Annotated in this window: 16 protein-coding genes and 1 pseudogene; 12 read left to right on the forward strand and 5 right to left on the reverse strand. The window is 73.7% G+C overall.

Annotation, left to right across the window (positions count from 1 at the left end; genetic code table 11):
- Positions 1-84: 84 nt before the first annotated feature.
- From ACLZN2_RS03115 to ACLZN2_RS03130, 4 genes are all read left to right on the forward strand, one after another.
- Positions 85-2,121 (forward strand): DUF1996 domain-containing protein, encoded by a 2,037-nt coding sequence (locus tag ACLZN2_RS03115; RefSeq protein ID WP_416976818.1) that lies wholly within the window; start codon positions 85-87, stop codon positions 2,119-2,121.
- Positions 2,122-2,378: 257 nt separating this feature from the next.
- Positions 2,379-4,091 (forward strand): hypothetical protein, encoded by a 1,713-nt coding sequence (locus ACLZN2_RS03120; protein WP_416976819.1) that lies wholly within the window; start codon positions 2,379-2,381, stop codon positions 4,089-4,091.
- A gap of 107 nt (positions 4,092-4,198) precedes the next feature.
- Entirely contained in the window at positions 4,199-5,545 is a 1,347-nt protein-coding gene (locus ACLZN2_RS03125; protein WP_416976820.1) for a diacylglycerol/lipid kinase family protein, read from the forward strand.
- On the forward strand, positions 5,538-6,110 hold the full coding sequence (locus tag ACLZN2_RS03130) for a phosphatase PAP2 family protein (RefSeq protein ID WP_416976768.1): 573 nt from the start codon (positions 5,538-5,540) through the stop codon (positions 6,108-6,110). The genes ACLZN2_RS03125 and ACLZN2_RS03130 overlap by 8 nt, the downstream gene beginning before the upstream one ends.
- A 51-nt stretch (positions 6,111-6,161) precedes the next feature.
- On the opposite strand, the gene ACLZN2_RS03135 is transcribed toward ACLZN2_RS03130, so the two are convergent.
- Complete coding sequence (locus ACLZN2_RS03135) at positions 6,162-6,836, reverse strand: class I SAM-dependent methyltransferase (protein ID WP_416976769.1); 675 nt, start codon at positions 6,834-6,836, stop codon at positions 6,162-6,164.
- Between the two features lie 138 nt (positions 6,837-6,974).
- On the opposite strand from ACLZN2_RS03135, the gene ACLZN2_RS03140 reads away from it, so the two are divergent.
- On the forward strand, positions 6,975-7,148 hold the full coding sequence (locus ACLZN2_RS03140) for a hypothetical protein (RefSeq protein WP_416976770.1): 174 nt from the start codon (positions 6,975-6,977) through the stop codon (positions 7,146-7,148).
- A gap of 65 nt (positions 7,149-7,213) precedes the next feature.
- Here ACLZN2_RS03140 and ACLZN2_RS03145 read toward each other — a convergent pair whose 3' ends face one another.
- The gene (locus tag ACLZN2_RS03145; protein WP_416976771.1) at positions 7,214-8,392 is read right to left on the reverse strand and encodes a cytochrome P450; all 1,179 of its coding nucleotides are present in this window, start codon (positions 8,390-8,392) and stop codon (positions 7,214-7,216) included.
- 117 nt (positions 8,393-8,509) lie between these two features.
- Positions 8,510-10,711, reverse strand: coding sequence for an NlpC/P60 family protein (locus tag ACLZN2_RS03150; protein WP_416976772.1), 2,202 nt, complete (start codon positions 10,709-10,711; stop codon positions 8,510-8,512).
- A gap of 480 nt (positions 10,712-11,191) precedes the next feature.
- Here ACLZN2_RS03150 and ACLZN2_RS03155 point away from each other — a divergent pair, with 480 nt between their 5' ends.
- The 4 genes from ACLZN2_RS03155 to ACLZN2_RS03170 are packed head-to-tail and all read left to right on the forward strand — an operon-like array spanning position 11,192 to position 14,032.
- The gene (locus tag ACLZN2_RS03155; RefSeq protein ID WP_416976773.1) at positions 11,192-12,541 is read left to right on the forward strand and encodes a transaminase; all 1,350 of its coding nucleotides are present in this window, start codon (positions 11,192-11,194) and stop codon (positions 12,539-12,541) included.
- Between the two features lie 20 nt (positions 12,542-12,561).
- Positions 12,562-13,002 (forward strand): Lrp/AsnC family transcriptional regulator, encoded by a 441-nt coding sequence (locus tag ACLZN2_RS03160; protein ID WP_416976774.1) that lies wholly within the window; start codon positions 12,562-12,564, stop codon positions 13,000-13,002.
- Between the two features lie 34 nt (positions 13,003-13,036).
- Positions 13,037-13,645, forward strand: coding sequence for a flavin reductase family protein (locus tag ACLZN2_RS03165; RefSeq protein WP_416976775.1), 609 nt, complete (start codon positions 13,037-13,039; stop codon positions 13,643-13,645).
- 24 nt (positions 13,646-13,669) lie between these two features.
- Positions 13,670-14,032, forward strand: coding sequence for a hypothetical protein (locus ACLZN2_RS03170; RefSeq protein ID WP_416976776.1), 363 nt, complete (start codon positions 13,670-13,672; stop codon positions 14,030-14,032).
- Between the two features lie 36 nt (positions 14,033-14,068).
- Here ACLZN2_RS03170 and ACLZN2_RS03175 read toward each other — a convergent pair whose 3' ends face one another.
- Both ACLZN2_RS03175 and ACLZN2_RS03180 read right to left on the reverse strand, forming a co-directional pair.
- The gene (locus ACLZN2_RS03175) at positions 14,069-15,025 is read right to left on the reverse strand and encodes a helix-turn-helix domain-containing protein (RefSeq protein WP_416976777.1); all 957 of its coding nucleotides are present in this window, start codon (positions 15,023-15,025) and stop codon (positions 14,069-14,071) included.
- Positions 15,026-15,266: 241 nt separating this feature from the next.
- Entirely contained in the window at positions 15,267-17,522 is a 2,256-nt protein-coding gene (locus ACLZN2_RS03180; protein WP_416976778.1) for an ATP-binding protein, read from the reverse strand.
- A gap of 309 nt (positions 17,523-17,831) precedes the next feature.
- Between ACLZN2_RS03180 and ACLZN2_RS03185 the strand changes: the two are divergent.
- The 3 genes and pseudogenes from ACLZN2_RS03185 to ACLZN2_RS03195 all read left to right on the forward strand — a co-directional run.
- A pseudogene (locus tag ACLZN2_RS03185) lies at positions 17,832-18,338 on the forward strand (hypothetical protein); the annotation flags it as partial.
- A 6-nt stretch (positions 18,339-18,344) separates the two neighbouring features.
- Complete coding sequence (locus tag ACLZN2_RS03190) at positions 18,345-19,784, forward strand: hypothetical protein (RefSeq protein WP_416976821.1); 1,440 nt, start codon at positions 18,345-18,347, stop codon at positions 19,782-19,784.
- Positions 19,781-21,214, forward strand: a complete 1,434-nt coding sequence (locus ACLZN2_RS03195; RefSeq protein ID WP_416976779.1) for a VWA domain-containing protein — start codon at positions 19,781-19,783, stop codon at positions 21,212-21,214. The genes ACLZN2_RS03190 and ACLZN2_RS03195 overlap by 4 nt, the downstream gene beginning before the upstream one ends.
- Positions 21,215-21,251: the final 37 nt, after the last annotated feature.

A 21,251-nucleotide genomic window follows, 5' to 3' on the forward strand; every position in this document is an offset into this window, starting at 1 on the left:
GTACAGAACAGACGCAGACGCCCGACGGGCGGACGGTGGGCGACCCTCGCCGCGGTCGCCCTGATCCTCGGCGGCGGCGGGCTGATGGCGGTGAACGTCTACGCCTCGGCCACCTCCAACGGCGACACGGTGGAACTGACCGGCGGAGGCTCGGTCACCATCGACTGTCCCGACGTCGGCAACAGCCTCACCACCGTCCCCGACGGCGCCAGGTCCGAGGTCGACCGCGAACTCGCCGCCCTGGACCAGCAGATAGCCGCCGCCTACCAGCAACTCCAGGACCAGGCGCAGGCGGTACGGCAGGACTCCGGCTTCGCCGACAACGCGGTGATGAACCCGCTGAAGGAGAAGCGCGGCGCGACGATCGGCCGGATCGCGGAGGCCATCGACCGCGACGGCGACCGCCCGGACGGCCTGGACTCGCTCGCCGCCTGCTCCCTGCGCGTCACCGAGGAGCAGGAGCAGGGGCAGGGGCAGCAGGAGCAGGAGCAGGAGCAGCAGGAACAGGGCCAGGCGCAGGGGCAGAACGCAGGCCAGGGACAGGGCTCGGCTCAGGAGCCCGGTCAGAACGGCCAGCAGGGCAACGGCGGCCAGGCGGGCAACGGTCCCGTCGCCGGCGACTACGTCGACATCAGGACCGTCCCGGCCTCCCTCCGGCTCGACCCCCGCTCCGGCCCCTCCCGCGGCATCTTCGTCACGAGCTGCGGCGTGAACGAGAACGGCCTGTTCAACTCGGACAACGTCATCGTGGCCCCCGGTGTCGGCAACGGCGCCCACCACTTCCACGACTACATCGGCAACCAGTCGAACACCGCCTTCGCCTCCGACGAGGACCTGGCGAACGCCGAGACGAGCTGTGTGGACCAGGGCGACAGGTCCACGTACTACTGGCCGGTCCTGCGGCTGCAGAACGGCACCGAGGAGCAGGACGCCAAGAGCCCCGGTGGCGGTATCGAGGGCAACGCGGGCGAGATCGTCACCCCGAAGGACGTCACGCTGACCTTCGTCGGCAACCCGGTCTCCAAGGTCACCGAGATGCCCCGGCTGCTGCGCGTCATCACCGGTGACGCCAAGGCCTTCGTCAACGGCCCGGCCAACGCCAACGCCTCCTGGAGCTGCACCGGCTTCGAGGACCGGCAGCTGAAGGACAAGTACCCGCTGTGCCCGTCCGGCAGCGACGTGGTGCGCACCTTCCGCTTCCAGAGCTGCTGGGACGGCAGCAACATCGACAGCGCCAACCACCGCACGCACGTGGCCTTCGCCGCCCCGGACGGCACCTGCCCGGGCGGCTTCGAGGCCATTCCGCAGCTGGTGCAGCGCATCGTCTACGACGTCGACGCGCCGAGCCTCGCCGACGGGGGCCGTACGACGCCGCTGTTCGCGGTGGACTCGTTCCCCGAGCAGCTGCACAAGCCGGTGACGGACCACGGCGACTTCATCAACGTCTTCGACGAGGACCTGATGAATCAGATGGTCGACTGCATCAACGAGGGACGGACCTGCGGCGCCGGGACGGGCGACGACGGGGCCGGCGACGGCTCGGACAACGGTTCCGGCGACGGGGCCGGCCAGGGTGACGGGGCGAACGGCGGCGGTTCGGACGACAACCCGGGTGACGGTGGGCAGGAGCCCCCGGCCCAGTCCCAGGCCCCAGACTCCCCGGTGACCGAGTCCCCGGCGACCGAGCCCGCCGACACCGAGCCCGCCGACACCGAGCCCCAGAAGGGGAACACCGGCAACGGCGGCGCCTCGGCCGGCACGGACAGCCGCGACGACACCGAGCCCGACGCCGACGCGCCCAAGGCGGCCACCTCCGCCCCCGCCTCCAAGCCGGCCGGTGAGGTCGGCACCGCCGCGACGGCACCGGCCCAGTCCGAGGCCCAGGCCCCGACGGACCCGGACGACGACACCGGTACGCCGGCCCCGGCCGACCCCGGCGCCCAGGCCCCCGTCGACAGCGGCGCCCAGCCCCCGGCCGACACCGGCAACGTCACCGAGCCCCAGGCCGTCTCGGGCAGCCTCGCCGAGACCGGCGGCAACCTGTGGCCCGGGGCCGCCGGCGGCCTCCTGGTGGTCGCCGGGTTCGTCGTCCTCTGGAGGAACGTCCGCCGCACCCACTGAGACACCGGACCCACTGAGACACCGGACCCACTGAGAGACCGGACCCACTGAACCACCGGATCACGGCAGAGGGGCCCGTCGCAGCGCCGACGGGCCCCTCACCCCGTACGGGTGCTCCCGCCCCGAAGCCACCCGCCCGGCGCCGTCCCGCGCGGTATACGTCGCCCGAGCCGCCGACCGACGATGGGAGCACCATGGAATCCGTGGAGAACGTGCAGAACACGGACACGGACACGGACACGGACACGGGCACGGACGTGGATGGGGAAGCCGACGTCGACGTCGACTACTACGACCTCGGCAGCCACGGCCGGACCGTGACGACCCACTCCCCGGAGGCCCAGCTGTGGTTCGACCGCGGGCTGGTGTGGTCGTACGCCTTCCACCACGAGGAGGCCGTGGCCTGCTTCGAGACGGCGGCCCGGGCCGACCCCGACTGCGCCATGGCGTACTGGGGCATCGCGTACGCCCTCGGCCCCAACTACAACAAGCCGTGGGAGTTCTTCGACGACCACGACCTCGAGCGGACCGTGGCCCGCACCCACGCCGCCGTGGAGCTGGCCCACGAGAAGGCCGCCGGAGCCACCCCCGTGGAGCGGGCGCTGATCGGAGCCCTGCGCGCCCGCTATCCGCAGACCCGGCCCGCACCGGACTGCGCGGTGTGGAACGAGCCGTACGCCGACGCCATGCGCGCCGTCCACGAACTCGCCCCCGACGATCTCGACGTCGCCGCCCTCTACGCCGACGCCCTGATGAACCTGACCCCCTGGCAGCTGTGGGACGTGCGCACCGGCCGCCCCGCCGAGGGCGCCCGCACCCGGGAGGCCGAGGAGGTGCTCGACCGGGCGCTCGCCGACCCGGCGGCGGCCGTACACCCCGGCGTCCTGCACTTCTACGTTCACCTCATGGAGATGTCGCCCACCCCCGAGGCCGCCCTCCGGGTCGCCGACCGGCTGCGCGGGCTGGTGCCCGACGCCGGGCACCTCCAGCACATGCCCTCGCACCTGGACGTGCTCTGCGGCGACTACCGGCGGGTCGTCACCGACAACACCGCCGCGATCGCCGCCGACGAGAAGGTCCTGGCCCGCTCCGGCCCGATGAACTTCTACACGCTGTACCGGTGCCACGACCTCCACTTCAAGATCTACGGCGCGATGTTCCTCGGCCAGTGCGGCACGGCCCTGGAGACCGTGTACCGACTGGAGGCGACCATCCCGGAGGAGCTGCTGCGGGTGGAGAGCCCGCCCATGGCCGACTGGCTGGAGGCCTTCCTCGGCATGCGGTTCCACGTCCTGATCCGCTTCGGCCGCTGGGACGACATCCTCGCCCTGCCGCTCCCCGCCGACGCGGAACTCTACAGCTTCACCACCGCTCTGCTGCGCTACGCCCGCGGGGTCGCCCTCTCCGCCACCGGCCATGTTCCGGAGGCCGAGAGCGAACGCGGGCTGTTCCGGGCGGCGGCCGGACGGGTCCAGGAGACCCGCATGCTGTTCAACAACACCTGCGCCGACATCCTCGCGATCGCCTCCGCGATGCTGGACGGTGAGCTGGAGTACCGCAAGGGCCGCCACGACCTCGCCTTCGCCGCCCTGGAACGCTCGATCGCGCTGGACGACAACCTCCCGTACGACGAGCCGTGGGGCTGGATGCAGCCCACCCGGCACGCCTACGGCGCCCTGCTCCTCGAACAGGGCCGGGTCGCGGAGGCGGAGGCGGTCTACCGCGCCGACCTCGGGCTCGACGACACCCTGCCGCGCCCTTCCCAGCACCCGGGGAACGTCTGGTCCCTGCACGGCTTCCACGAGTGCCTGGTCCGCCGGGGCAAGGACGCGGAGGCCCTGATCGTCGCCCAGCAGCTGAAACTGGCGGCCGCACTGGCCGACGTACCCGTCCGGGCGTCCTGCTTCTGCCGTCTGGAGGCTTCCAACGACCCGGCGGTCACACCGGGTTGCTGTGCCATGGACAATTGACCGACTGCTGTCCACGGACGACGACGGACGACGACCTGTACGACAAGGGGACCCCGGAGCATGGCGGGCGCACGGTGAACGAGACGCTTTCGAAGTGGACCGCGGGGATGACGGCCAAGGACGCCGTCGCCCGCGCGCGCAGATGGGCCCGGCTCGCCCTGGCCCTGGTCCTCGGCTGTGCGGCGGTCGTCGCGGGCGGCGCCGGGTCCGGGGGCTGGGTGGTCCTGCTCATCGGCCTCGCCGGTCTCGCCCTCGCCGGGGCCGGCGTCTGGTGGACGCTGGCCCGCCGCGGCGGCGCCCGCATCCTCGGCGGGCTGCTCGCCGTCACCGCGCCCGTGGGCGTGCTGGTGCTGTACGCCACCTCGGGACTGTGGGTGGTCGCGGTCGGCGCGCTCGCCCTGTGGGGAGCCGCCCTCGCCTCGGCCCGCCAGTCGCTGCGCAGTCTGCGCCGCCCCAAGGGCACCCACGGCCGGCGCACCCCGCCGCCCCGTCGGCCGGTCCTCATCATGAACGTGCGGTCGGGCGGCGGGAAGGTCGCGAAGCACAACCTCGTCGCGCGCGCCGAGGCGCTGGGGGCCAAGGTGGTCCTGCTCGGCACCGGCGAGGGCTGGACCGACCCGGTCGCCGAGGCCCGCAAGGCCGTCGCCGAGGGCGCGGACCTGCTCGGCGTCGCGGGCGGCGACGGGACGCAGGCCCTCGTCGCGGCCGTCGCCGTCGAGCACGACGTGCCCTTCATGGTCATCGCCGCCGGCACCCGCAACCACTTCGCCATGGACCTCGGCCTGGACCGCACCGACCCCGCGCTCAGCCTCGACGCCCTCACCCAGGGCGTCGAACTCCGCGTGGACCTCGGGGACGTCGACGGGCGGGCCTTCGTCAACACCGTCTCCTTCGGGGCGTACGCGGAGATCGTGCAGAACCCCGAGTACCGCGACGCCAAGGCCGCCACCGCCCTGGAACACCTGCCCGACCTGCTGCAGGGCGCCACCGGACCGACCCTCGACGTCCGCGCGGACGACACCCTGCTCCACGCCCCGCAGGCCCTCCTGGTCAGCAACAACGCCTACGCCCGCGCAGATCCGTTCGGCGGCGGCCGCCGTCCGCGGCTGGACACCGGCCTCCTCGGAGTGATCGGCATCCGCGTGGAGGGCGCCGCCCAGGCCGCCGAACTCGCCCTCCTCGGCGAACGGGCCAGCGGCATCACCACGCTCACCCCCCACCGCGTGGTCGTCGAGTCCGACCGGGACCGTATCTCGGTGGCCGTCGACGGCGAGGCGCTGGAACTGCCCACCCCGGTGGTGTGCACCGTACGGCCCAGCGTGCTCCGGGTCCGGGTGCCCCGGCACCGCCCCGGCGCCGCCTACGCGCCACCGACGGTCGACTGGCGGCGCATCGTGCGCCTCGCCCTCGGCCATCACGACCCCCGGACGATCAAGGATGCCTACGATGTCTGACCGCCTGCCGAAGCTCACCACCCCGCCGCTGGTCCACGACCTCGCCACGCTGGACCAGGCGCTCTACGAGACGGTCACCATCACCAGAACCCCCACCCTGGACACCGCGCTGCGTCGGCTGTCCGCCGCCGCCGACCACTCCAAGCTGTCCTTCGCGGTCGCCGCCGGACTGACCCTGTGCGGCGGCCGCTCGCGCCGCGCGGCCGTACTGGGCGTCGCCGCGATCGGCGTGGCCTCGGCGACCGCGAACCTCGTCGGCAAACGGCTCGTACGGCGCCGGCGGCCGCACCGCTCCGAGGACTCGCCGTTCCCGGGCCGCCATGTGCCCATGCCGGAGTCCGCGTCCTTCCCGTCCGGGCACACCGCCTCGGCCGTCGCCTTCGCGGCCGCCGTCGGCCAGGCCCTCCCGGCCGCCGCCGTCCCGCTGGGCGTGCTCGCCTGCGCGGTCGGCTACTCCCGGGTCCACACCGGCGTGCACTACCCGGGCGACGTCATCGCGGGCGCGCTCCTGGGCACGGGTTCCGCGGCGCTGGTCCTGTCCCTCGCGGCCCGCACGGAACGCTGACGGGGGCTCGGGGTCCAGTACCTGCCGCAGTATTGCCGCAGTATGGGGGGCCTAGTTTCTGCCGCAGCAGAGGAAGAGGTGGGGTTCGGGCACGGCCTCCGGGTGGTCGGGGGTGAACAGTGTGTCCTCCTCGGCCAGCACGGTCAGGCCCGCCGCCCGGACCACCTCGACGAGATCCTCCCCGGCGAAGCTGGTGACCCGGACCGGTTGGCCCATGAACACCGCGTCCACGCCCTCCACGTCGAGCGGCACGGTGGCCAGCACCAGACTGCCGCCCGGCAGCAGCGCCCGCGCGAGACGGCCGATCAGCCGGGACTGCTCCGCACGGTCCATCTGGAGCAGCGAGAAGTACACACAGACCGCGTGGAACGAGCCCTCGTCCAGCGGAAGATCCCGTACGTCGACGCACTCGAAGCTCGCTCCGGGCACCTGCCGCCCGGCGATCCCGACCATGACCGGGGAGACGTCGACGCCCAGCACGTCGTGCCCCGAGGCCACGAGGGTCGCGGCCGTCGGCCGGCCCGTGCCGCTGCCGACGTCCAGCACGAAGCTGCCCGGCGCGAGCCGCCCGAGCAGCCACTCCAGGGACCTGCGATGCGCCTCCGAGTGCGCGAACGCCTTCTCGTATCCGGACCCCAGCGCGTCGAACACCGCCGCGGCGCGCCGCCCGTCGTCCTCGCCTGCCAAGTCGGCCCCCTTGCCTCGTGGTGAGCGGATCTCGGGCATTTTCTCAGGCCGTTGCCGAAACGGCTGGAATCCCATTTTCCGCTACCGTGAGTAACATGATCCACTTTCCCTCGTCGTGGGCCTACTCGCCAGTAGGTCCGTCGCCGCCCACCCGTCGTTTCGTTCGGAGGACCCCCCATGCCCTCTCCAGAGGACGCTCTGCACCAGGCCCGAGCCGCCTATGAGGAGCACACCCGCACCTGCCGTCAGTGCCACGTCGACAGGTCGCCCTGCGCGGTCTCCAAGCTTCTCCTGCGCGCCTACAACAACGCCCGCCGGGCGCAGGGGCGCACCGGCTCCGCGATGCGCTGAGGCGCCGGTCCGCGGTGAGGCGGTCCGCCCGGGCCGGGGCGGCCGTCGCGCGTCGGCCCGCGTCGTCACGCAGGGACGGTCACCGTGAGGTCCCGGATCTCGTAACCGCCGATCTCGTCCTTGAACGACACGCGTGGTACGCCGGTCGTCCGCAGTCCGTCGAGCGCGAACAGCCGGCTGAGCAGGACGTCAGCCTCCAGTACGGCGACGGAGGCGCCCGGGCAGCGATGGGCGCCGTCCCCGAACGCGAGCCCGGCCGCCCCCGGGCCCAGTCCCATCGTCCGGCCGGGACGCAGGCGACACGGCCCCTCGCCCACCACGCCCGGATCGGCGTTGGCCTCGTCCACATGCACCGTGATCAGCTCACCGGCCGCCACCGGCGTCCCGCCGACCGTCAGGGGCGCGGTCGTCCGGCGGGCCAGCCGCCCCACGACGGGCTCCAGCCGCAGGATCTCCTGCAGCAGCGCCAGCCGCTCCGGCTCCGCCGCCGCCCGGTAGCGCTCCAGCAGCCCCGGGTCGCCGAACAGATGCCAGGCGGCCACGCAGATGAACTCCCGGGTGGTGACCATGCCGGCCGCCGCGTACGTCAGGCACTCGCCGAGGATCTCGGCGTCCGAGCAGCCCTCGTCCAGCAGGTGCGAGATCAGGTCGTCCCGCTCCCGGCGGCGGTGCGCGCGGATCGCGGGGCGGACGTCGGCGAGGTGGATCGCCAGCCAGTTCGCGTTCCCCCGCACGGTCCAGTACAGGCCGCGCACGCTGGTCAGTCCCGGCCGCCCGAACTCCTCGGGGAAGAACCGCTCCAGCCGCCGCTTCAGGCCGGGGCGGCTGTGCGTGAGCCCGATGATCTCCCGCACCACCTCGATCGCCATGGTGAAGCTCAGGTCGGACAACTGCGCGGTCCCGGCCGCCCGCAGCGCCGCCACCTGCTCCACGGCGACCCGTGTCATGAGCGCGCGGTAGTGCTCGTCCACGCGCCGGGGCGTGAAGAACCGCGCGGTCTGCCGGCGCTGCTCCCGGTGCTCCGGCCCGTCCTGGTACAGCACCGGTCGACGGACGCGCCGCGGCAGCTTCTCCACCGTCTCGATCCCGAGACCCGCCTGGACCGTGTTCGTGCTGCGCAGCACCTCGCGAGCGGCCGCGTACCCGTGCACGACCCAACTCCCGTCCGCCGCACGGCTCATCGGACAGCCAGATGGCCCGGGCCCCCGGTCCACCTTCCGCACGCTCTCCCGCGCGTCCCCCACCGGACCGCCTCCCCTCACACCACAACGCCAGTGTGACGGCGACGTCCGGCCGCGCGATGCCCTTCTTTCGGCCAGGCGCGCCCGCTCGGCGGGACCCGTGGGCCCCGGCCGGTCACCTCACGAGGGCCGTACAGCGCCCCGGACCGTGCCCTCGCCGACGGCCATGATCGGCTCCTCGCGGATGGCCGCGCCGGGACCCGGGGCGTGGATCATCATGCCGCCGTCGGTGCACAGGCCGACATGGCTGAGGTCGTCGTGGAAGAACACGAGGTCACCGGGGCGGAGTGCGTCCAGACCGACCCGGGTGAAGGCCTTCGCCTGGTCGATCGCGGCCCGCGGCAGCATCACCCCGGCGGCCCGCCAGGCGGCCTGGGTGAGGCTGGAGCAGTCGTACGACTCCGGTCCCGTGGCGCCGGGAAGGCAGGGCCGCCCGATCTGCGCCCGCGCGAAGGCGAGTGCCTTGTCGGCCTTGCCGAGATAGGCCGTGCCGGTCCCGGCGAAGGTGGGGCCGGCGGGAGCGGGTGTAGGGGCCGGTGCGGGCATGGGCGCGGCGGCGGGCACGGGTGCCGGGGCGGGCATCGGCATCGGGGCGGCTGCGGGAGCGGCGAGCGGCTGCTGGGCGACCATGCCCATCGGCGGTGCCATCACGCCGGTCGCGGGTCCGGCCGTGCCCGGCACCGCGGCTGCTGCCATGCCCGGCATCGGAGCCGCCATGGCGGCCATGGGAGCGGCACCCACGAGGTCGGGGGTCGGGAAGCCCGCGGCGGCGGGCGCGGCCATGGCCGCTTCGGGCACGAGGACGCCGGACGGCGGGGTCATGGGGCCGGTCTGGGGCATGGGCGCACCCGGCGCGGGGGCGGCGTCGGGCATGGGGAAGGCGAACGAGCCGGTCATCGGGCCGGCTTGGGCCATCGGGGCAGCGACGGCGGGCCCGGCCGGAGCCGCTTCGGGGTACGGGAAGCTGAACGGCGGCTGCGCGACACCGAACTCGGAGGGCGGGAAGACCGCGCCGGGAGCACCGGCCCCCGGGACCGGCGTGCCGCCGGCGGGCGTGGAAGGGCCGGGAGCGGCGCCCGGCACGGGGAAGGTGAACGAACCGGTGCCGGGGCCGGTCTGGGGTATCGGGGTGCCGGGGGCCGGGGTGGCGGTGCCGGCGTCCGGCATCGGGAAGCTGAACGAGCCGCTCGCGGGGCCGCTTTGGGGCATGGGCGCACCCGGCGCGGGGGCGGGGGCGGCGGTGTCGGGCATGGGGAAGGTGAACGAGCCGGTGCCGGGGCCGGCCTGCGGCGCGGGGGCGGCCGCCGGTGCCGGTGTCGGTGCCGAGGGCGGGGCGTCGAAGTCGGGCAGGATGAACGTGCCGGTCGCGGGGTCGACTTCGGGCATCGGGAAGCTGAACGCGGGCTTCGGGGTGCCGAATTCGGACGTCGGGAAGGCGGGCGCGGGCCTGGCGCCCCGGGTCGCCGCCTTGCCGGCACCCGGGGTCATGATCTTGGCCTCGGGCATCTGGTCCGTGCCGCCCACGATCGGCTGCGGGCCCGTGTCGGAGCTCAGGACGGGCTGTGAGGACGTGCCCTGTCCCGCCCACGCGGCCGTGGCCTCGGCGCGGTACGCCTGCTGCGCCGCGGTGTCCCCGGGCCTCACCACGGGGGTGGCCGGAGGCCTCGCCGCCGGAGTCGCCATGGGCTGGGCGGCCATTGCCTGGGTGGGCATGCCGGGCTGCGGTGCCGTCGGCTGCTGCACCGTCATCTGCTGAGGTGCCATCTGCTGCGCCGTCACCTGCTGCGGCACCGTCGGCATCGCCATCGTCGCCGCGGGCGAGGGCTGAGGCGGCTGTGACGGCGCGGGCTCGAGGGCCGCGGGCGCCTGCTGAGGCACGGTGGGCGCCGGCGCGGGCGGCAGCGCGGCGACGGCCCGCGCGGGGAGTTCCGGCACCTGCCGTGCGGGCGCTTCGAGTTCGAGCCGTCGGCCCGACTCCAGCGCGAGCGGAGCGCGCTTCTCGAACGCCTCCTCCAGTTCCTTCGGCACCCTGGGGGCGGCCGGGCCGCCGAGGGGGCGGGCCGGCATGCGGTCGGCCGGGAGGACCGCGGCCACGGTGGGGCCGATGCTGTTGCGTGCCCCGTCGAACCACTTGCGGGACATGGCCTCGGTCGACGGGTCGGACCCGCGTCCGCCACGAGCGAGGGAGACACCGGAACGGCCGCCGCCGGCCTGGGCGCGCGTCACGTTGTACTTCCCGGTGTCGCTCTCGGCCCGGTCGTACAACGCGTTGACCGCCTGCTGGATCTCCGCCCGGCTCGGCTCGCCGACCTCCGTCGCCATGGAAGACGTACTCCTTCCGTGCTCCGCCGGGCCGTGCCCGCCCGCGGATCCGGACAACCCCGCGGAGGGGGTGCCCCAAGCTCAGTGCCCTGCCGGGCTGTTGGGCCGCCTGACCCGGTGGTGTTCGCCGGAGTCGATCGTGCGGTCTGGGCGTCAACCTAACCAACATGTGTGACTGGTGTGAAGATTGAAGCGTTAAATGTCCGATACGTATTCGTGACCTTCGTCTCTCATGTCTCCGAGCGGGCCCGCAATGACCGGTTCAACACCGTTCATGATCGCGCACGGGCGCCTTCATGACCAGCCCCGCGTTTCGACGCGACCCCTGGTGCGCCCATGCCGGCAGGCCCCGGCGGACACCTCGACCCACGCTCGATTCGAGCGTCATGACAGTCGAATCGAGCGTCGCGGCTTGCCGTCTCCGCGCTGACGACCGTAGATTCATCATATTCAGTCGCCCGATTCGACCCGGGATGTGCCATGGACCGTGCCCGACTCCGTCATCTCCTGGCCCGTGAGAGCGCGGACGCCGAGCGGCGCAACCCCCGCTCCCGGGACGCCTACGTGCGTGCCGGTCATCTCTTCGGCCGGGTGCCGATGACCTGGATGAACAAGACGGCCGGCGCCTTCCCCCGGTACCTGGAGTCCGCGCGGGGCGCCCGGGTCCGAGACGTCGACGGGCACGAGTACGTCGACTTCTGTCTCGGCGACACCGGCGCCATGGCGGGGCACTCGCCGGCCGCCGTCGCCGACGCCGTACAGCACCGCTTCACCACCCTCGGGGGCGCGACCGCGATGCTGCCCACCGAGGACGCCGAATGGGTCGGCGCCGAACTGACCCGCCGCTTCGGCCTGGCCCGCTGGAGTTTCGCGCTCACCGCCACCGACGCCAACCGCTGGGCGATCCGCCTTGCCCGGGCCGTCACCGCGCGCCCGAAGATCCTGTTCAACAGCTACTGCTACCACGGCAGCGTCGACGAGTCCCTGATCGTCACCGGCCCCGACGGCCACGGTGCCACCCGCCCCGGCAACGTCGGCGCCCCCTGCGATGTCACCCTCACCAGCCGGGTCGCCGAGTTCAACGACCTGGACCACCTGGAGCGCGAACTCGCCCACGGCGACGTGGCCGCCGTACTGATGGAACCCGCCCTCACCAACATCGGCATCGTCCTGCCCGAGCCCGGCTATCTGGAGGGCGTGCGCGAGCTGACCCGCCGGCACGGCACGCTGCTGATCAACGACGAGACGCACACCTTCTCCGCCGGACCGGGCGGCTGCACCGCCGTCTGGGGGCTGGAGCCGGACATGCTGACCATCGGCAAGGCCATCGCCGGCGGCATCCCCGCAGGCGCCTACGGTCTCTCCGCAGAGCTCGCCGACCGGCTGCTGGCCCGCGCCGACCTGGACCTCGTCGACATGGGCGGCGTCGGCGGCACCCTCGCCGGCAACGCGCTCTCCGTCGCCGCGACCCGCGCCACCCTCGAACACGTCCTCACCGACGAGGCGTTCGCCCACATGCACAAACTGTCCGAGCGCTTCGAGGCGGGCGTCCGCGCGGGCATCGACGCCCAGGCCCTGCCCTGGTCGGTCAGCCGCCTCGGCGCCCGCACCGAGTACCGCTTCACCGACCCCGCGCCCCGCACCGGCACCGAGGCCGCGGCCGCCGGCGACACCGAGCTGGAGGACTACCTCCACCTCTACCTCGCCAACCGGGGCATCCTCCTCACACCGTTCCACAACATGGCCCTGATGTGCCCCGACACCACCGAGCAGGACGTCGACACCCACACCGCACTGTTCGCCGCCGCCCTGGCCGAACTGGCCGGCTGACCACCGGGAAGGGACCACACGTGGACGACATCGACCGGGCCATCCTGCGCGAACTGCAGACCGACGGCCGTATCGCGTACGCCGAGCTCGGCCCCCGCGTCGGCCTGTCCGCGTCCGCCGCCCGCCAGCGGCTGCAGCGGCTGCTGGACTCGCGTGCCGTGCAGGTCGTCGGCGTCACCGACCCGATGGCCATGGGCGGCCAGGCCATGGCGCTCCTCGGCATCACCGTCGACGGCGATCCGCGCCCCGTCGCCGACGCGCTGGCCGCCCACCCCGAGGTGGTGTACTCGGTGCTCACCTCGGGCGGTTTCGACCTGTTCGCCGAGGTGGTCGGTCGCACCGCGAAGGACCTGCTCGACTTCGTCAACGACACCGTGCGGCCGACCGAGGGCGTCAGCGGCATCCAGTCCTTCCCCTACTTCGCCATCCACACCCACCGGTTCCTGTGGGAGGTGGGATGACCTGGGGCGACGACGGCATCGTAGGGTGGCCGGTATGCGCGTCGACATCGATCCCGAGACCCTGGGCGCGGGAGCCTTCTACCGGCTGCTCACCGCCGTCGTCGTACCCCGGCCGATCGCCTGGGTGTCGACCCTCTCGGCCGACGGCACGACCGCCAACCTCGCCCCGCACTCCTTCTTCACCGTCGCCTGCACCGACCCGCCGATCGTCCAGTTCACCTCCGTCGGCCGCAAGGACACCCTGCGCAACGTCGAGGCCACCGGTGAGTTCGTCGTCAACATCGCGCCCGAGCCGCTCTTCGAGCAGATCAACGCCACCGGCACCGACTTCCCCGCCGACGAGGGCGAGTTCGACGCCGTGGGCATCGAGCGGGAGCCCTCGCTGCGGGTGAAGCCGCCCCGCGTGGCCGCCTCACCCGTGGCGCTGGAGTGCCGGCTGCACTCCACCCTCGGTATCGGCAACTCCACCCTGGTCCTCGGCCAGGTGGTGCACGCCGCCGTACGCGAGGACGTCGTCGTCGACGGCCACCCCGACATACGGCGGCTGCGGCCGCTGGCCCGGCTGGGCCGCAACGAGTGGGGCACCGTCGGCGAACTCCACGACCTCGCCCGGATCGCCTACCGCGACTGGCCGCCCTCCTGACCGCTCCGGCCCTATCATCGGATCATGACGAGAGCGGTGGCGAAGCGTGACGGCGCGGACGGCTCCTGGCGTTCGCTGTGGTCGAGGAACTCGGCACTGTCGATCGGCTCGGTCGACTCCTTCCTCTCCATCGGCTCCGTGGGCAGTTCCCTGTCCGTCGCCTCCGTCGGCAGCTTCCTGTCGGTGGGATCCGTCGGCTCCGCCACGTCCATCGCCTCCGTGGGCTCCTGGCTCAGCGCCGGCTCGGCCCTGTCCGCCCAGTCCACCGGCGCGGTGCTGGCCTGGCGCTCCCGAGACGGCGGCGGCCGCGCGATCGGCGCGGCGGCGGCCACGCTCGCCGGAGTGGCGGTGCTCTACGCCTGGAAGGCGAGCCGCTCCTCGAAGTGAGGGCCGGCGGCCCTGGCAGAACACGATCCCACGCCCTCAGCCGACCGCCCCGGACCGCACCCACTCCCTCGGAGACCGTCCGTAGGCCGCCCGGAAGACCCGGCTGAAATGGGCCGGGTTGGCGAAACCCCAGCGCTGTGCGACGGCCGACACCGTGGGCGCCGCCGCGTCCCGCCGCGTCAGATCCCGGGCGCACTGCTCAAGCCGCCGCCGCTGGATGAGCCGGGCCACGGTGACCCCCTCCTCCTCGAACAGCCGGTGCAGATAGCGCACCGAGATGTGGTGCGCCGCCGCGATCGTCGCCGGGGACAGCCCGGGATCGGCGAGATACCGGTCGATGTGGTCCCGGATGCGGGGGACGAGAGGGTGGTTCACGTCGGCGGGGGAGGGCACGTCGACCGTCGTCCGCTCGTCCACCAGCGTGGCGAACAGGTCCACGACACTGGCCGCCAGCCTGGTCGCGACGGCCGGGGAGCACGCCGGCAGCGCTGCCGCGAGTCCGGTCAGGAAGGACCCGAGCAGCGCACCAGCCCCCTCCGCGCCCGCGATCGCGGTGCCGGTGACCCGCCGCAGCTCCTCCTCGGGCAGACCGAGCGCCCGCCGGGGCATGTGCAGCACCCGCGTCGAGAACCGCTGCGGATAGTCCAGGGCGTACGGGCGTGACGTGTCGTACACGACGAGGTCGCCCTCACCCACGCGCGCGTGCCGGCCGTCCTGGAGGAGCGTGGCCGTGCCCGCCGTCTGGACCCCGACGGCCACCCAGTCCGAGGCCGCGCGGGCGATCTGGGCGGGCGTGCGGCTCGCGCGCTGCGCGTCGGCCTCGACGGTGGCGATCCGCAGGGAACCGAGCCGTCGGGTGGAGATCCGGCCCGAGAAGGGGCCGTCCGCGGGGGCGGTGACGGTCATCGGCACCAGCGCTCTGCCCAGCGCGTCACGCCAGTACGAGAGCCGCTCCCCCTCGGGAACCCCATCCGTCGTCCACTCCCGGCCCACCCGGTTCTCCCTTCCAGCCGTACGAGGCACAGGAGAACGCGGAGCGGCGGCGGCCCGGTCTCCCCGCCTCCTGCAGCCAACCAGCGCGCCGGGACCGCCTCCAGGCAGGAAACAGGCAGGAACACTCCGGCCGCGGTCGTGCGCGCACGGAACAGTCCGGTGCGCTGCGGGACAAGACGCGGGGCAGCGGTGGCGACGAGGATGGGAACCACGGCGCGGGGACCTCGCCCGCCGGTGCCGCCTAGGGCGTGTCGAGGCGGGCGAGGGTGTCGCGGGCCGCCGCGACGCGCTGCGGGTCGGCGTCCGGGCCGAGACCGACACAACGGGCGAAGGCCTCCCGGGCCTCGGTCCGCCGCCCCGCGGACAGCAGAGTGTCGCCCAGATGGACGAGCTGGCGGCTCTCCATGGCCGTGTTGCCGCTGCTCCGCCAGATGGCCATGGCGCGGCGATGGTGCTCGACCGCGTCCGTCCAGCGCTCCATCAGGGCATTGCAGGAGCCCATGCCCGAGTGCATGCCGCCCCGGCTGAACTGGGCGATGTGCGGCGCCAGTCGGTCCTGGACCCGCTCCAGGAACGCCAGCGTCTCCTCGTACACCACCAGGGCCTCCTCGGGGCGGCCCGAGTCCATCAGGATCAGCGCGCGTCCGTGCCGCGCCTGGAGACTGCCGTGCAGATCGCCCGCGGCCTCGAACAGCGTGACCGCGCGGTGCATGTGGTCGGCGGCCGGGACGTGGTCGTCCAGTCGGCCGAACGCCAGCCCCCGATAGATGTGGGCCCAGGCATCCTGCCGTACGTCACCGGCCCGCCGTGCCGCCTCGAGCGCCTCCGCGGAGCGTTCCAGGCTGTCGTGCGGGCGTCCCTCGCAGGTGAGCAGCGCCCACGCGTGGTAGTTGAGGTGCGTCGCCTCCAGCAGCGGATCGCCCAGCTCGCGCGCGGAGCGGGCGGCCGTGCCGAAGACCTCGGGCCAGTGCCCCCAGAAGATCCACTGGTCGGAGAACCAGTGCAGCGCCTCCGCCACCTCCACCACGGTCGCGTGCGCCCCTCCGGCCGCCGCCGCGCGCAGGGCCGCCAGCCAGTTCGCTCCCTCGGCCTGCAGCCAGGCCCGGGCCCGGTCCGCGCTCGACAGATCGACCGCCCCGTCCCAGTCCGCCGGCGGCGCGCCGTGGTCCGGCTCGAACCAGCGCCCGGCCACGACCGTGGTCCCCAGCAGCCAGTCGTACAGGGCCGTACGCGCGCGTACGGCGTCCGGTGCGCTCTCCTCGGCCGCCAGCCGCGTACGGGCGTACAGGCGCAGCAGGTCGTGCAGCCGGTACCGCTCGCCGTACGCCCCGAGCAGCCCGGTCTCGACCAGCTCCTCCAGGGTGTCCTCGGCGTCGAACAGCGCCTGTCCGGTCAGCCGGGCGGCCCCGGCGGCCCCCGTGTCCGGGCCCGGGAGCAGCGCGAGCCGCCGGAACAACCGGGCGGCGGCGGGAGTGAGCTGACGGTACGACAGGTCGAAGGCGGCGGCGACACGCACGTCCCCCGCGGTCAGCGCGTCCAGGCGCCGGTCCTCGGCGGCCAGCCGGTCGGCGAGCCGGCGTACCGTCCAACCGGAGCGGGTGGCCAGCCAGTTGCCCGCCACCCGCAGCGCAAGCGGCAGATGCCCGCAGCGGTCGGCGACATCGGCGACGGCGTCCGGATCGGCCGCCGCCCGCTCGGCGCCGACCAGGGCGGTGAGGAACGCGGCGGCCTCCGCCGGGCTCAGTTCCCCCAGCGGCAGCCGGTGCACACTCTCCAGCCCGGTCAGCATGCGCCGGCTCGTCACGACCACCATGGCCGCGCCCGCCGCCGGCAGGAGCGGCCGTACCTGGGCCTCGTCGCGCGCGTCGTCCAGCACCAGCAGACAGCGCCGCTCGGCCAGCACCCGCCGGTACAGGGCAGGCTGGCCCTCCGGCCCGGCCTGGGCGAGATCCCGGTCGGCCACCCGGAGAGCCTTGAGCACCCTGAGGACGAGTTCCGAGGGGCCGGGCGGCTCGTCGTCCGTGCCGCACAGGTCGACGACCAACTGCCCGTCGGGGAACCGGTCGGCGAGCGCGCGTGCCGCGTGCAGCGCGAGGGTCGTCTTGCCCGCCCCCGGCGGCCCGGACACCGCCGCCACCACCGGCTGGACGGCGTCCCGCCGCTCAGCCAGTTCCGCCAGCAGTGTCAACTGCGGTTCCCGGCCCACGAAGTCGTCGATGCCGCGCGGGAACGCCCGTACACCCACCGGGCTGTATCCCGGCGCCCGCCCCGCCCGGGCGGCCGCGAGCAGCCGCTCCCGCAGCGCCGCGTCCAGCCCCAGACCGTCGGCGAGCGCCGCGACCGTACGCCGCTGCGGAGCCGCCCGCCGCCCCCGCTCCAGGTCCCCGATGCCCCGCACACTGACCCCCGACGCCTCCGCCAGCCCCTCGATGGTCTGCGACGCGGCCAGCCTCAACTCCCGCAGCAGCGGCCCGAACGCCGCACCCTCCCCGCTCAATCCCGTCCCTTCCGCCCGCCGGGCTGCCCGCACCCCGACCGTGATCATCCGGATTCTACGAGAGCCGACCGTTTGCGATGCGATCCCGACCGGGATGCGGACGGGCACGGCGCTGCACCCCGGACCGCACGGCCCGGAACTTCCCGCGGAGCCGCCGGGATTCGTTACCGGGCGCTGTTTCCGCAGGTCGGACGCGTTGTCAGTGGTCGCCGATAAGTTCATTGGTGTCGCGCCGCTCGGGTGCGGCGAATCCCCCTGTGCTGCGCCGATCCGGCGTGTGCAGCCGTGTGCCGCAAAGGAGATGGTGAGTTGTCGGACTGGGAGAACTGGGAGAGGGCGAGCACGGCCCGAGTGGTGCCGCCCGCCCGGCCGCGCAAGCTCGCCAAGGTCCCCTTCGTCGAACTGGCCGAGGGACGCCTGCAAGGGGTCGTCTCCAGCGGCTCGGACATCGAGCGGGTGTACGTCTCGTCGATCGCGGCCGGGACCTACGCCTTCGCGTGCAGCACCAACAACAACCGGCCCTGCGGCGGCGCACGCGGCTCGTTCTGCAACCACATCCGCGCCCTCGTCACCGAGGCGGTCCTGCAGTACGGCGCTCAGCGCGTCGCCCGCTATCTGCGCGTCGAGCCGACGGGCGGCGAGCCCGACGCCGCCGCGCTCACCGCCGCGATGACCGGCACCCGCCCGCAGCAGGCGGACGGCAAGGCGGCCGCCGCCCCCGTCTTCAGCCGGTTCCTGCGCCACCTCGCCTACCTCGAACAGGCGCCGGTCACGGACCCGTTGCCGGAGATGCAGTGGTTCGCGCCGACGCGTGCGGAGAGCATGGGGGAGTCCATCTCCGGGGCCGCGCGTCCCGGAGTCGAGGGCGCGGGGGAGTCCACCGGCGTGCTCGGCGCCCCGGTGGACGGGCTGGAGGAGGCCCTGGCCGCGGCCGACGCCTTCGACCGGTGTCTCGTCGCCGGGCTGCTGCGGCCCCGGGCCGAACAGGCCGCCGGTCTTGCGGAGCTCGCCCGCGCCGTCGCCGGCAGCCCGCTGGCCGCCCCGGTCACCGAGGCAGTCGAGAAGGCCGCCGCGGGCACCGCGGGCGAGGACCACCTCCTCGTCCTGGCCGCCGCCCGCACCGCACTTCTCGGCGCCGTCCACGACGCGCTCACCGTGCGCACCGACGCGTCCACGGGCCGCACCCGCACCGACGACACGGCCCCGGCCACAGGCGACCCGCAGCAGGTCAACCTGCTCGCCGCCGCCCGGACCTGGCTCGCCGACCTCGCCCGCGCCGGCTGGCAGGGCATCGACCACGAACTCGTCGGCGGCGCCGCCCAGATCGTCTCCGCGATGCTGCCCCGGCCCGAACTGCGCCGCCTGGCCGCCCTGCTCGACGGCTTCGCCGCCGAACTCGCCGCCTCCTGCCCCGGATCCGCCCTGGAGCGGATCCCGGCCCGCCGCTGGGGCGACCTCTGGGCGCGCGCCCTGCTGCTCACCCAGCCCGGCGCCACCCACCGGCCCACCCCGGGCACCGCCACCGGCCGGCTGCTGCCGCTCGGCATCGACCTGCACGAACACGCGACCGCCGCCCAGGCCCAGGTCCACGCCGTGTTCGAACCCGACGACGGCACGGCGCCCCGGCTGGTCCGCGCGAGCGTCTCGGTGCCCAAGCCGGACTCCGTGGTCGCGGCCGGCGTCTGGCAGCTGCTGCGACCGCATCTCTCGCTGCTCGCGGCCCTCGGCGAGGGCCGGGCGATGCACCTGGACGCCATGCCGCTCACCGCGGAGGGCGACCTCCTCTGGGACGGCACCCGGGCCCGTCCGGGCGACCCGGCCGACGCCTTCGCCACCGCCCGCGTCGCCCTGCCGACCGCCACCGCCGCAGCCACCGCGCCCCTGGACCGCCATCCCGCCCGCCTCGCCGAACCGGTGTTCCTGGAGGGCTACACCACCCGGCAGGACGGCGACGCCCTCGTGCTCACCAGCGCGGGCGACGACCTCGTCGTCGACACCGACCGCATCCCGGTCGCGGGCCCGCTCACCCCCGAGACCGTCGCGGCCTCCGGCGCCTGCATCGGTCTGCTCCGCTGGGACGGCGGCGCGTTCCGCCTCCAGCCGCTGGCCGTCGAGACCACCGTGCGCAAGAAGACCGTCGCCCTCCAGGCGGGCGCCTGGGCCGGCGGCACCACCGACAAGGCGGGCGTCAGGGCCGAGAAGGCCGCCACCGACGCGGTGACCGTCCTGCGGGAGCGAGCGGGAAGGCTGCTGCGCAAATGACCGACCCGACATTCGAGCCGACATCCGACCCGACATCCGAGCCGACCCCGGACGACAACCGTCGGCAGGTCCTGTACTGGCGGCTTCTCGCCCGCCTCTTCGACCCCGAGGAGCAGGCCGCCCTGGAGTCGGCGAGCCTCGCCGTCGTCGAGGACATCGGCCTGCCGCCCGCCCTGCTGGACCCGCAGGCCTCCGTCGACTCGATCGTGCAGCGCCATCCGCACCTGGCGGACGAGTTCGACGGCCTGATGGTGGCCGACGACGACGCGGCCGACGCCGACGGGCGTGACGGTGCCGCGGAAGTGCGCCGCGCGGCCCTCGTGTCCAAGGTGCTGCTCAACGTGTTCGCCACCGGCAACGGCGCCGTCACCGCGGGGCAGCTGTCCCGGTGGCAGTCCGACGCGGGCTGGCTGGAGCGGGCCCTGGGCTGCTCACCCGGCGACCTGCGGGGCGGACGCGGCGGACGCGGCGCGGGCCGGGGCGTGAGCCCCACCGGGACCGGCGGCCACCGCGCCACCCCCGACCTGGACAACCTCATCCCGGCGATCGGACCGGAACTGGGCGCCCTGGAGGGCGACCTCGTCCGCCGTATGCGGCTGCGCGAGGTGCTCGCCGACCCCGCGCTCGCCGCCCGCCTCACCCCGAGCATGTCGCTCATCGAGCAACTGCTGCGTGACAAGAACAACCTCTCCGGCGTGGCCCTCGCCAACGCGAAGTCGCTGATCCGACGGTTCGTCGACGAGGTCGCGGAGGTCCTGCGCACCCAGGTCGAGAAGTCCACCGTCGGAGCGATCGACCGCTCGATCCCGCCCAAGCGCGTCTTCCGCAACCTCGACCTCGACCGGACCATCTGGAAGAACCTCACCAACTACAGCCCCGAGGAGGAGCGGCTCTACGTCGACCGCCTCTACTACCGGCACACCGCCCGCAAGACGACTCCCCAGCGGCTGATCGTGGTCGTCGACCAGTCGGGTTCGATGGTCGACTCGATGGTCAACTGCACCATCCTGGCGTCGATCTTCGCCGGACTGCCGAAGGTGGACGTCCACCTCGTCGCGTACGACACCCGGGCCGTCGACCTCACCCCCTGGGTCCACGACCCCTTCGAGACCCTGCTGCGCACCCAGCTCGGCGGCGGCACCGACGGCACCGTCGCGATGGCCCTGGCCCAGCCGAAGATCGCCGAGCCGCGCAACACCGTCGTGGTGTGGATCTCCGACTTCTACGAATGGCACCACCAGCCGTTGTTCGACAGCATGGCCGCCCTCCACCGCTCCGGGGTCAAGTTCATCCCCGTCGGCTCGGTGACCAGCTCCGGGCGCGGCAGCGTCAACCCCTGGTTCCGGGAGCGGTTCAAGGACCAGGGCACACCGGTGATCTCCGGTCACATCCGCAAGCTCGTCCACGAACTCAAGACGTTCCTCGCCTAGAACCCCTCACCTGGAAACCCCTCACTCCTTTGAAAGG

It is taken from the genome of Streptomyces sp. T028, from assembly GCF_048159505.1.
Taxonomy (GTDB): domain Bacteria; phylum Actinomycetota; class Actinomycetes; order Streptomycetales; family Streptomycetaceae; genus Streptomyces.

Bases quoted from the DNA above. Each gene is read 5' to 3' on its own strand.
- ACLZN2_RS03190 (WP_416976821.1), top strand. From the start codon at position 18,345: ATGGGGGAGTCCATCTCCGGGGCCGCGCGTCCCGGAGTCGAGGGCGCG.
- ACLZN2_RS03155 (WP_416976773.1), top strand. From the start codon at position 11,192: ATGGACCGTGCCCGACTCCGTCATCTCCTGGCCCGTGAGAGCGCGGAC.
- ACLZN2_RS03150 (WP_416976772.1), bottom strand. From the start codon at position 10,711: ATGGCGACGGAGGTCGGCGAGCCGAGCCGGGCGGAGATCCAGCAGGCG.
- ACLZN2_RS03195 (WP_416976779.1), top strand. From the start codon at position 19,781: ATGACCGACCCGACATTCGAGCCGACATCCGACCCGACATCCGAGCCG.
- ACLZN2_RS03135 (WP_416976769.1), bottom strand. From the start codon at position 6,836: ATGCCCGAGATCCGCTCACCACGAGGCAAGGGGGCCGACTTGGCAGGC.
- ACLZN2_RS03170 (WP_416976776.1), top strand. From the start codon at position 13,670: ATGACGAGAGCGGTGGCGAAGCGTGACGGCGCGGACGGCTCCTGGCGT.
- ACLZN2_RS03125 (WP_416976820.1), top strand. From the start codon at position 4,199: ATGACGGCCAAGGACGCCGTCGCCCGCGCGCGCAGATGGGCCCGGCTC.
- ACLZN2_RS03115 (WP_416976818.1), top strand. From the start codon at position 85: ATGGCGGTGAACGTCTACGCCTCGGCCACCTCCAACGGCGACACGGTG.
- ACLZN2_RS03130 (WP_416976768.1), top strand. From the start codon at position 5,538: ATGTCTGACCGCCTGCCGAAGCTCACCACCCCGCCGCTGGTCCACGAC.
- ACLZN2_RS03165 (WP_416976775.1), top strand. From the start codon at position 13,037: ATGCGCGTCGACATCGATCCCGAGACCCTGGGCGCGGGAGCCTTCTAC.
- ACLZN2_RS03140 (WP_416976770.1), top strand. From the start codon at position 6,975: ATGCCCTCTCCAGAGGACGCTCTGCACCAGGCCCGAGCCGCCTATGAG.